A 12,070-nucleotide genomic window follows, 5' to 3' on the forward strand; every position below is an offset into this window, starting at 1 on the left:
GCTTCGTCCTTCGTTCGTTATAAGCAGGGTTGGAGGGCATTGAACCGTCTCTTGCATGAGGACAAATCGTTTAGTGGGCATGAGAAGAATTGTGGCTTCCTGAATCTTGGAAACGGTCAGTTTGCTTCGGTCAGCTCGGTGAGTGGGCTGGACCTTGACGATGATAGCCGCGCGATTGCAATTTGTGATTGGGATTTTGACGGTCGGTTAGATTTCTGGATGACAGCGCGGACAGCTCCTCGCTTGCGATTGATGCGCAATCGTGAGAAGCGATCGGGTGGTTTTGTCTCACTGAAACTGGAAGGGAATGGTAAAGATTCTAATCGAGATGCAGTTGGGGCTCGTGTCGAAGTCATCCTGCGAAACCATGAGCAGGATAAACGTTTGATTCGGACCGTCCACGCGGGTGACGCCTTCTTGTCGCAATCGAGCCCTTGGCTTCATTTTGGCTTGGGAGCGGAGACCGAAATTGAGAAGGTCATCGTGCAATGGCCAACCCGATCGGAAGCGAGTCGTGCGCAAACGGTTAGCGGTGTGCAATCCAACGGATTCTATTTGGTGCGGCAAGGTGAGCAGGTGGCAATTCCGTGGCAGCCACCTGCCTCCCGAATTCAGCTTGAGCCGAGTGCTCCGGTTTTCCCTGAACCGGAAAATTCGAAGCGAATTGTCTTGCCGGCCCGGTTGCCGTTGCCAGCCATCAAAACGTTATCGGGTTCAACGGAGCCGGTTTCTTGGAAGCAGCCTTTGTTGATTAATGTTTGGTCCGCTACTTGTCCTGTTTGTGTTGCGGAGCTGGAGGAATGGTCCGGAAAAGCAAAGGAATTTCAAAATCACGGTTTGGAAGTTCTACTGCTTAATGCCGACGCTCACGACCAACAGGCAAAGGTTCAGCTCCTTATCGATCAGCTTGGGACAGCGTTTTCGTCGGCGACTGCCACCGCTGAAACCGTCCAAGCACTCGATTTTTTTCAACGTGCGATGTTGGATCGCTGGCAGCCTTTGCCTGTGCCGTGCAGCTTCTTACTAGATCGTTCCGGCCAGGTTGTGGTGATTTACAAAGGTGCGGTGCCAACCGAGCAATTGTGGGATGACCTGGCGTTGCTGGAGGCTAGTCCTGAGCAACTCCGCACGGCTGCTGTGCCATTCACGGGGCAGTGGTTGCGGTCTGTCCCTGCCGCGCAGCCGACTCTGGTCTCGACACAAATGGTGGATCATGGAGCCGTGACGGATGCGATCGCTTATCTAGAGAAATTTTTAGAGGCAAATCCAGAAAGTGGACAGCTTGCACAGCTCCATTTTATTCGTGGCATCCTACTGAAGTCACAACGGCGTTTTCCTGAGGCGTTGGAATCACTTCGATTAGCCGTTGAGGAAAACCCCGCTGATTTGCCGGCGCACATTGAGTTGGCAACGATGTTTGAGCAAGCTCGTCGCCCCTCAGAGGCCCAAAAGGAATGGGTTGCTGCCTACAAAATCGATTCGGCGAATCGACAAGCCCAGCTTGGTTTGATCACCAACCTGCTGCTGCAAAAAAGGTTTCAGCCGGCTGCCGAGTTAGCGAAACGCGTGTTGTCAAAGCAACCCAGCGATGTCATGGTGCAATTTCGTTTGGCAACCGCTTATCGCAATCTGCGAAAATGGCCTGAGGCGATCGCAGCTTATCGTCGTACGATCGAACTTGAGCCAAACATGTTGCTGGCCGCCAATAATCTTGCCTGGATTCTCGCAACTCATCCAGACGATTCGCTTCGCGAAGGAGCCGAATCTCGCCGATTGGCAGAGCGAATTTGCCAACTGACTGAGTTTGAGGAGCCGGAGTTTTTGGATACGCTGTCCGTCGCTTATGCCGAAAACGGCGACTTTCAGCAAGCAGCTCGAATCGCTCGTAAGGCTGCTGCCATCTTGGACCGACGCGGTGTTGCTTCGCCCGAACGGTTGCAGCCGTTGTTGGATCGCATCAACGGCTTTGATGACCAGAAACCGTATCGAGAGACTTCTGACAGGTCCCCGCCAAATCCCTAATGTTCTTTGGAGCCCCACTTCAGTGGAGACTCGCCTCGAAGATTGTGGTGGCGAGAAAAAAACGGGCGGCGTCCAATGTTGAGGTCGGTAATTGCCGGAGTCACCGGTCTTTGATACATTTATCCCGTGACATTTCCAGCGAATATTGACGAAATTTGTCCGGATTGGATAAATGCTACGCTCCGTTCGAGCGGTGTGCTGCGCGATAGTAAAGTAGTGTCTTTGCGGAAACAAGTGATTGGAGAGGAAGCGGGTTTTCTAAGTACAGTGGCCCGCGTGATGCTTGAGTACGATCACGTCGAGACCGGGGCACCCTCGACGGTGATCGTAAAGCTGCAACCTGCCGACGCACATTTTGTGGAGGCTGAACATGAATTGCACGCCTTCAAGCGGGAAATGCGATTTTATGACGAGGTCGCGCCAACCGCGCCAATTCGGTTGCCCCGGATTTACGGCTTGCCGGAAGATCCACCTCATGCTGCATTAATCATGGAGGATTTGAGCTTCGCCACGATGGGCGATCAAGTGATCGGTATCCATCATGATCAAGTGGTCAACGTCGCTTGTACCATTGGTCGATTGCAGGCAAAGTATTGGGCGAATGAATCGCTTGCATCGCTCGACTGGATGCCCCGCAAGGATCACTTTGATGACGACTTTGTCAGTAAGTGGCCCGTTTTTGCTGATCGCTATCGGGATGTGCTTTCCGATGATGCGATTTCATTAGGCGAACGGGTTTGCAACGTCTTGCCCGAAATACGGCGTCAGATCTCCCTGCGACCGAAGACAATTGTTCATCAAGATCTGCGAGCAGATAACATCGCTTTCTCACAGGGAGAAAATGGAGAGGAGGCGATTATTTTTGACTGGCAGTTGGCCGTTCGAAGTATGGGAGCATTTGACATTGCGCGGCTACTCGGAGGGAGCGAGTCGATGAAGGAGCGTCGAGGCCATCAAACAGAAGTTGTCCGAGCTTGGCACGACGAATTACTGGAAGGCGGCGTTGTTGATTATTCGTGGGATGAAGCACTCCGTGATTTCAAGCTCGGTGCACTCACGGCCTTGGCTTTCCCTGTCCACTTTTGTTCTGACAAACCGTCCGCTGGAAGTCGAGCAGATGTTTTGTTCACCCTGATTGCGGAACGGTTGTTTGCGTCTGCACTAGAGATTGATGCCATCAGCGTGGTCTAATGCGTAGCCGATTCGGTTGATTGGTTGGCTAGACGGCTGATGAGACGGCGTCGCTTCACATCCCGATGCGAATTTCCGGGCGTCTAATCAGCGCTAACCGGGTAGCACGAGCCCTCTGTATGCCGTTCTGAGTGGAAAGCTGATTGCCTTGATTTGCTGGCGCGGGGCGAGTTGTTTTGCTGAAGGTGATCCTGTTCAGGGGAATGATCGAACTTGCGATTCGCCTGTTAGCGTGGTGATTGGCTGTTGGTAATTGAGAATTTTTCAGGACTTGGCTTTGATCACAGAACTTTCCCTAAATCTGAGCAAGTTGGGGGTTGGTGTGGCAGCCTTTGTGTTGATTGTCTTTGCAATCGGCATCCATTGCGTGCGTCGCACTGCGCGTTTCAGGTCGATGGGCATCTATGGCGCGGCGTGGGGGTTATTAATGCTGGCGCAGATATTTCGCAACGCATCACCTGTGCGATTTTATATTTGGTCGGGTTTAGCCGAGTGGTCGGGATTTTTGCTCGGGGCTGCGATTGTTGGTTGGCTTGCCAGGCGTCGACGTTTAGGCCTTGATCCTGAAGCTGGATTTCACAACCGTTGGTTTATGATTGCCCAGGCCATCGGGATGGGCGTTGTGGCTTCCTTGATCGGCTGGGTTGCAACCGATTTTGGTTTCGATGGTATGGGGGTTGGCTTCGCGTTGTTGGGTCTGTCGGGTCGTGCCTGTGCTTGTCCATCGGCTCTGATGTTGGTCGGCGCTTCGATCGTGATGGCTTGGCAGTCGACCGGATGTTGGCGATCAGCTTGGCAATTTACAGCGATGGCTGCAGGGATTCTTTTCACGACGACTGTCGGCTGGTCAGGAATTCAGTCCAGTGCAGTTGATGTCGGGTTAGGACGTCGTACTAGTCTAATGATTTCAACTGGGATGATGACGATGATGACTTGGATCGGCTTACCGAGAATTCTTCCGACCGGGAGTGATTGGATACGGCGTGGTCGGCAAGTGGCTCCGCTGTTTGCAGTGATGGCACTGTTATTGTTGGCTGCCATTCTGTTGCCGAAGATTTGGCTGTCGTTGTAGGCAGTGCGAACTCTTGGGTCTTGTCTGCTATCACGACGTTTGAGTTATGACGATCTTGCCTTCATCGATAGCCGGCTGATGATCACTCTGGGTGCCGTTCGGCCAGCGTACCGTAATCCGCTTGATTTGTTTTCCGGGCGGGATTCCAAAGAACAGGTCCGAGGTCGATTGAGATAGGTAACCACCACCCGCACGCACTTCGTCTGTCTGTTGGGATCCATCTGATATTTCCAGCGTGACGCGTGCGCCAATGGCAGTCGGGTTGCCTGGCTTACCCGCTAATCGAACGCGGACCGAGCGATTTTCAGTTAAAAAGCCATTGTTGTTGTGGAAGGCCAGCGTGGGGCCATTGTTGATCGTGGTGGCAAAATCAGCCCAGGCATCGTCATTTAAATCGCAGACGCTTAAACCTTTTGCATCGGCCGATACGGCCAGGCCACTTTCCTTTGGCCAGACTTCGCTAAATCCTCCCTGGCCATCCCCGTACAGCAGCACGCTCATTCCTCCAGCCATCTTCCCGGTCTCTCGTTGTGGATGGTAGAAGTTTTGCACGAGGTAGAGATCAGCGTTGCCATCTCCATTGACTTCCGTTGTGACGACGCCAAATGCTGGTGAGATTTGGGCGAGTTTTGGCAAGGGCTTGATCTCGAATTGTCCGTTTCCATCGTTGATTAGAAGTGCGGATTCCAACCAGTTTGCTTCAAATTTTTCTGCCGCATCCAAGCCGGTATCGGAATAAATGTCAGTCAGCGATGCGAGGGCAAAATCGTGATAGGTGCCAAATTTTTCTCGAACAAAGGGCATCGCATTTTGTGAGCAACTCTTGCCTCGAACAGGTAGCAGGCCTTGGTCGGCAACTTTGGCTTCGACAATGTGGGGCACTGTTTCGTCACCAAAGGTGCCATAATAGATCCGCGATGGATGGTCCGCGCTGGGATGATACTTGGTGTTGAGACCAAAGTTGGTCGCCACGTAGTCGATGTCGCCGTCATTGTCGAAGTCACGTCCAGCGATGCCGTTCCACCAGCCCAGGTGGTTTGCCAATCCCGATTGTTCGGTTGATTCGGTAAGTTTTCCGGCCTGGTTTAAAAAGGTGCGTACAGGTCCCCACTCAGTTGTCACCAGCAAGTCGACCCATCCGTCGGAATTGATGTCGGACCACAAGGCACTGGTCACCATTCCGCTTGCCTTCAATTGGGGAGCTGACTGTTGCGTCGCGTCCACAAATCGCGGTTCCGAGTCCGACTTCATCTGATTTTCAAGTAGCATGCTCCCGGGGCTTAGCGGGTAAGCTCCCGGAATGACCCGACCGCCTACGAATAGATCGAGATCTCCATCACGATCAAAGTCAGCCGCTGCGGCGACACTGCCGCTGAAAGGATTGATGTCCGCTAGTGCAGTTTGATGGTGGGAGAATTCACCGTTGCCATCGTTTAAGTACAAGCGATCTCGAAGTTGTTCCAAGTTGTCGCCTGCTTCGACACCGCCACTCACCACATACAAATCCAAGTCTCCGTCGCCGTCTGCATCGAAAAACAGCGGGGCAAATTCTTCGCTGCCGGCAAGCTGGTCGCCCGTCAACGGTTTTGCATCGAGACCGGATTCTCCTCGTAAATGGATGGTTGGTGCTTGGTCGGCCGCGGCACTGACATAGACGTCATCGCGTTCGTCACCGTTGACGTCTGCTATGGCAAGACCTGGCCCCAATTGTGAAAGTTTATTCGGCAATAGCGGTTGGTCGGAGAAATCATCGTAAGGTGTTTCGGTGTGGCCGATCGTTTGCAGTTCGTTAACGTAGCCAAAGACGAGTGGTTTTTGATCAAGTTGACGGGCGGAGGCCGCGGGATCTTCTTCGATGACGTAGTGCTTGCCGGCCGCCAGATTTGTCAGTTCTTGAACCTGCCCATTGGGCCATTCCACTTGCACACGATCGACTTGATCGGAGTTGCCTAAACCAAAATGTACGATGGGCTGGTTGCTGGACATGAAACCGGTCATCGGATTCAATACGCGGACCTGTTTTGATTGTCCGTGCTCGATCCGCACCTTGGCTCCGATACCAAAACGATTGTTTTGTTTGCCTTTCAGGGCAAAAGTGATTCGGTTTTGATTGGTGGAGTCATTGCGATAGACGTGAACCGGCTCTGCCAGGTTGGTCACGATCAGATCCAAATCTCCGTCCTGATCAAGATCCCCGTAAGCTGCCGAGTAGCTCATGCCGTGGTGGTCGAGACCCCAACTTTGGCCACTCGGTTTGAACTTGTAGTGTCCCGAATTTTGAAACGCTAGATTTTTGTCTCGCTGTTGCGGTTCGTCTTTAACCAATTGCCACTCTTCGCGACCGACCAGATTTGCCTGATTGAGTCCTCGGTCTGCATTGGTCATGTCGGTTGTCATGCCGTTTGTGATGAAGACATCATTCCAGCCGTCATTGTCAAAGTCCGCCAGCTTAACCGCCCATGACCAGTCAGAGCTGGCAAGTCCGCTGAGATGCGCCATCTCCAAAAAACGTCCCACTCCCGCATTTAGGAAGACAGCGTTTCGCATGAGTTGTCGCGGATTCGAATGATCCATGAAGTGTTGGTTGGCCGACATATCACCCATGGTAATTTTTTGCCGGTAGTGAGTTGTCGCCGACATGTCCAAAACCATCAGATCGGGCATGCCATCGTTGTTGAGATCCGCACTGTCGGATCCCATTGAGAACCACGTCGTATGAGGCACGACATTTTGAATCACGTCACTGAACGTTCCATTGCCATTGTTGCGATATAAGTGGTCCGGATCGTCGAAGTCGTTCGCGATATAGATGTCCATTCGGCCGTCGAGATCGTAGTCGTACCAAGTTGCCGATAGGCCTTTGCCGATCGCGTTCAGGCCAGCTGCTTCGGAGACATCTCGATAGTTTCCTTGACCGTCGTTTTCAAATAAACGATTGGGGCGTCCTGAAGTCTTGACCAGAAATTGGTTGGGACCTTGTTTTACCAAGTGATAGTAACGCTCGTATTCGGGTAGCAGTTGTGGAACGCCGTCAACTTCTTTACTGATCTTGCCTGTGGGTAAGCCACCGGCACGATAAAGCCGATTGGTCAGAACGAGGTAATCCAGGTCACCGTCATTGTCGTAGTCGCAGAAGTGTGCCATCACGCTTGCATCTGCCAACGCTGCGTTTCGCTTTTCTGCTTCGTCGACAAAAATGCCGGTACCATCGTTAATGTACAGTTGATTTGGGGAGTCATAGTTGCAGACGTATAGGTCGAGATCGCCGTCTCCGTCAACATCCGCAAAAGCCGAACCGGCACTCCAGCTTCCTGCCGAGCTAACGCCGGACTTGTCGGTGATGTCTTCGAATTGCAGCTTCGACACTTGTCGATAGAGTCGGTTGGAGTCTGGACCATTTGTTAGATAGATGTCGGTTAGCCCATCTCCGTCGATGTCACCAATAGCAACGCCCCCCGATGCAAAGCCACTAATGTAAAGGCGGCTGAGCGGGTGATCCTTGTCGATGCGATTGATATAATTGATCCCGGTTTGTTCCGGGGGGATTTTTGAGAACAGGGTCTCTTTGCTCTCAGGATGGGCCGTACTGGATTTCCCGGCGCTGGGAGGTAAGGATCTGTCTTGCTCGCGCTTGGGCGGATCCTCGGCTTGACTGACCTTGTCTGACGCCTTGGCGTCGTGATTCTCGGTTCCTGCTGGCGATTGGCTGGGACGACCACATGAAACGGTCGTCAGCAACAATAAGCCTACGAACAGCAAACTCAAGCAGCTTACAACCGGAGAAAATCGTGACAACCGATGTAGCACGGCGATACTCGTTGAAGAGGGGAAAGGCGGGGCAAAAAGGACGCGCAGGAGCGAACGCTTATGCTTGATTTTAGCCCGAAATCTCAATTGGGGCCATTCTTGTTAGGAGGGCTGGATGGGAATAACTGACCGATTGCTGGCCTTTTCCCGAATTGTTGGGGTTGCAGATGGCAAGTTGCCTAGCGATTCGTTTGAATGTGTCGATCAGGACACTTAATCAAAAAAACAAAGGCTTAAGGTTTCCCTTAAGCCTTTGTTGGATTAGCTAGTTGCGAGCTAAGAAGTTACTTACTTCTTGCGTCGGAACATCAACAGGCTACCGATCGCCATCAGAGCGAGAAGACCCGATGCTGGTTCTGGAACGAACTCAACTCGTTCGCCCTTCCAGGTTACGATGGTGTTCTCAAGATTAGCACCTTCAAGAGGAGCACTGATCGTGAGGTCAGCCCAACCAAGATTGTTGATGCCATCGTCGTTAGGACCAGTTTGGAGCGAAGTAACGTCTTCCAAAGCACCGTTCAAGGTTGTGAGCGGAGCTTGTCCGATCAGCTGACCGTCGACGCGAAGGCTAAGGCCAACAACATCGTCTTCGGTGAACTTGCCAGTGTCTTGAGCGTTAGGACCGCTCTGCCATTCGTCGAAACCGATGGAGATACCAGTCGTGGTACCTTCTTCAGGAAGGTTGTTAGGTTCGCCACCGATGCCAGCCCAACCGTTGGTGTCTTCGGCTAGAGTGGGATCGCCAGGCTTGACGAAGTTGAAGGAGAAACCGTCAGCGGGACGATCCGTACCACCACCAACTCGTAGTTTGGCACTGATATCAACTCGACCACCGTTAACACTTGCTTCGAGGTTGTCGATGTGATGAGCAGCGTTGGCTCCACCCGTTCGACCACCGAAGACGAATTGTCCACCGATTCCGGAATCAGGAACGATGACTTTACCACGCTGGCCATTGGCTGCGTCGGTCACTTTCAAGTAGCCACCTTCGTAGCCACCTTCGGCACGAACTTCGCCGTCGCCGTATACAGCAACGCCTTCGTCGCCGTCGAAGTCGTAACAGACGTCGGCAGCGGAAGCGTCACAGAAGCTTGCGGGAGCACCAGTGGTGATGCTGAGGTTATCGATAATCGAGGTCTGATTGTGACCACCCGTTCGGGCACGGACAGCGAACTGATGAGCGTCATCAGGCGTGAAACCGGCGGGAACAGGAACGTCATCAAAAGATGCGTTAACACGGAAACCGCTCGTGCGGAAGGAAGCCGTGTTGTCAGCACCATTGTAAGAAACAGCGACGCGACCACTCACGGCGTCGTCGACACCGATGATGGCTTCTTCGTTGATCAAGTGTGTGAAAGCAAAACCACGGCTGTCTTGTGCAGGATCAGTAGCGGGTTGGCTGCGAATTGCCCAACCAGAATCCTGGCCTGGATCATCCCATTTCCAAGTGTCAACTTGGAATGCGAGGTGATTAACGCCATCGCTCCAGCCTTCTTCTGCAGCCAAGTTGCCTGCGTCGCCTTCGAGCAGACCGTAGCTGAAGCTAAGACCGTCAGCAGGTGTGTTTCCACCAGCGTGTTCCATCGACAGATCGAATGTTGCAACCCAACCGGCCGCGGAGCCAGCTTGTGCTGGAACTTTGAACGAGGCGTTGGAGCTATTCGTTCCGTTCTCGGTCATGCGAAGCTGACCATTGAGGACTTGGTTAAGGCCATCGTTACTCCAGATCGCCGAACCGTCACCGAGATCTGTCGTGCCATCAGCCACTTCAAAGCTTTGACTGTAATCGGCTTGCGCTGCGGTGCAGGCAAAGCAGATTACCAAACTAGAAAGAAGAAATTTTTTCATGTCTAACTCCGGGTAAATTTAAGTGAACGCTATTAGACCAATAAAAAAACGCCAACTCGTTTGCTCGCAGGCACAACCTTCTGAGCAAAGGAATTGACGTTTTGGTTATTCGATGCAGTAGCGTTCTCCGGGGTTAGGCAAATCTGCAGCAGCGGATGTTCGAAAGAACTGAGTTGCCGCGATACGCGGGACGTGGATATGAGTCTAAAATAAACATTGGATTAGGCAATGATGAAAATTGTAAAAAGAGGAAACTTTCAGAGGGTCTGTCAATGAACCTGAACGCTTCGTGGACTCACGTTAAAAACAGAAAACATTCTTTGTGGAAAAGTAAAAAAACTGATGCGCAACAGGGGTGTAAATCTTCGTGAAAGGTGGCTTTCAGGCGAAAGTGTCAAGCGGGTTCCAACGATTCGGTGGGGCTGGAAATTTGCGTTGAGTAGATTGCGGGTTGTCGCATTTGCGGGACCTGTGGTGAGCCAACTTCTTCTGAGTCAGTGTGGCTTTTTTTTATTGATAAACGATTCATCACCGCAGATTCATCACCGCAGAGTGGTTGGCTGTTTGTTCGAGATGGTTCGTGAAGCTATCGAACCGATGTGGGTCAGGAGAAAATTTCCGACAGGATGTTCGGTCTTGTCTGTTCTCACAGCGAAATCGCATTACCGGTATCTTCGTATCTACGGGTGACGAAACCCAAGAAAGCGTTTGGATGCACGTGCTGGTATTCGTCACAGAGGCTGGCCCGGGTAGCCTGGAGTTGAATGACCTTTCCATGATTGCCGCAGGGCGTGGCTGTTGGAGTCGTTGAGTTCAGCCAAGCGGTGCTGGTAATGCCAGCAGATTCAGTCCGCGACATGTAAGGATTTGCGTTCGTTATGGCGGAACAGCGATGGGGTGGAAATGTTGGGCCGAATTCGACTTGCAGTTCAAAATGCTTGCCTTGATCATCTTTGACGTATCTGGAACACTATGGCCCACCCATGGAGGACTGCTAGGATATGGCAGCCAGTTGGAAGCGACTGTCATCGGGTGTTCACCTGCTACAGGCGAACTAGTTGTCTCAAACGATTCATTTTGCTTTGATATTTGCCATCCAATAAAGGAGTTCTGGTGTGGCCCACTTCGACGTTTTTAATGGTGATGCAGACGGCATTTGTGCCCTGCACCAGCTTCGATTAGCGAAGCCTCTTGAGAGCACGTTGATCACTGGTGTGAAACGGGATATCAATTTGTTGAAGCGAGTTGATGCGAAGGCTGGAGATAGCGTGACGGTACTGGATATTTCTCTCGACAAAAATCGATCGGAACTCGAGCGGTTGCTGGATAGGGGGGTGCACGTTCGTTATTTCGATCACCATTTTGCAGGTGATATCCCTGACTCAGCACAACTCGAGACGCACATTGATACGGCGGGTGATGTCTGTACGGGATTGATCGTTAATCGAAGTCTCGCTGAGGGAGCGTCGCCGTGGGCGGTGACAGCTCTGTTTGGTGACAACCTGCATGAAGCAGCGCGAAATGTGGCAAGTCCACTCAAACTCAATGAAACGCAACTGCAGCAGCTCGAAGAGTTGGGCACGCTCCTAAACTACAACGGTTACGGGAGCAGTTTGGATGATTTGTATTTCGCACCGGATCAGCTCTATCGGAAGGTCGAACCCTATGCCGATCCGTTTGAATTTATTGCCTCCGATACAACGTTCGAAACGCTGAAAAATGGATTCGAGAGTGACATGAATCGCGCAGGTTCAATTTCGCCTGTTCTGGAGACAACGCGATGCGCCGCGTTCGCGTTTCCATGTGAGTCTTTTTCAAGACGCGTAAGTGGCGTTTACAGTAATCAATTAGCTCGCGAAAATCCGGAGCGGGCGCATGCGTTGGGAAGCCTTTTACCATCGGGCGAATATTTGGTAAGTGTTCGAGCTCCGCTGGCCGAGAAGACAGGTGCTGATGAACTCTGTCGTCAATTTCCTACCGGAGGTGGACGAAAAGCTGCTGCGGGTATCAATCAGTTACCTGCCGATCAATGGCAGACGTTTCTTGATGCGATGCAAAAGCAATTCGGCTGATACACCAAATTTGAAAATGGACGAAACGATCATGCTTTTTGCCTTTGCGTGCGGTTCG

6 protein-coding genes are annotated in these 12,070 nt (G+C 52.0%); 4 read left to right on the forward strand and 2 right to left on the reverse strand.

Going from position 1 to position 12,070, the window contains the following annotated elements; translation table 11 throughout:
- Window positions 1–39 precede the first annotated feature (39 nt).
- From P8N76_24625 to P8N76_24635, 3 genes are all read left to right on the forward strand, one after another.
- Complete coding sequence (locus P8N76_24625) at window positions 40–2,022, forward strand: tetratricopeptide repeat protein (GenBank protein MDG2384878.1); 1,983 nt, start codon at window positions 40–42, stop codon at window positions 2,020–2,022.
- 216 nt (window positions 2,023–2,238) lie between these two features.
- Window positions 2,239–3,213: a phosphotransferase gene (locus P8N76_24630; GenBank protein MDG2384879.1), complete on the forward strand. Its 975-nt coding sequence runs from the start codon at window positions 2,239–2,241 to the stop codon at window positions 3,211–3,213.
- Between the two features lie 253 nt (window positions 3,214–3,466).
- The gene (locus tag P8N76_24635) at window positions 3,467–4,285 is read left to right on the forward strand and encodes a hypothetical protein (protein ID MDG2384880.1); all 819 of its coding nucleotides are present in this window, start codon (window positions 3,467–3,469) and stop codon (window positions 4,283–4,285) included.
- 30 nt (window positions 4,286–4,315) lie between these two features.
- Here P8N76_24635 and P8N76_24640 read toward each other — a convergent pair whose 3' ends face one another.
- Entirely contained in the window at window positions 4,316–8,092 is a 3,777-nt protein-coding gene (locus P8N76_24640) for an FG-GAP-like repeat-containing protein (protein MDG2384881.1), read from the reverse strand.
- 288 nt (window positions 8,093–8,380) lie between these two features.
- Window positions 8,381–9,940 carry a PEP-CTERM sorting domain-containing protein gene (locus P8N76_24645; protein ID MDG2384882.1) on the reverse strand — a complete coding sequence of 520 codons (1,560 nt, stop codon included), beginning with the start codon at window positions 9,938–9,940 and terminating at the stop codon, window positions 8,381–8,383.
- 1,115 nt (window positions 9,941–11,055) lie between these two features.
- Here P8N76_24645 and P8N76_24650 point away from each other — a divergent pair.
- Entirely contained in the window at window positions 11,056–12,012 is a 957-nt protein-coding gene (locus P8N76_24650; GenBank protein MDG2384883.1) for an acetyltransferase, read from the forward strand.
- Window positions 12,013–12,070 lie beyond the last annotated feature (58 nt).

The organism is Pirellulaceae bacterium, assembly GCA_029243025.1.
Lineage (GTDB): Bacteria > Planctomycetota > Planctomycetia > Pirellulales > Pirellulaceae.

Excerpts from the sequence above, each read along its gene's own strand:
- P8N76_24645 (MDG2384882.1), bottom strand. The coding sequence starts at position 9,940 with ATGAAAAAATTTCTTCTTTCTAGTTTGGTAATCTGCTTTGCCTGCACC.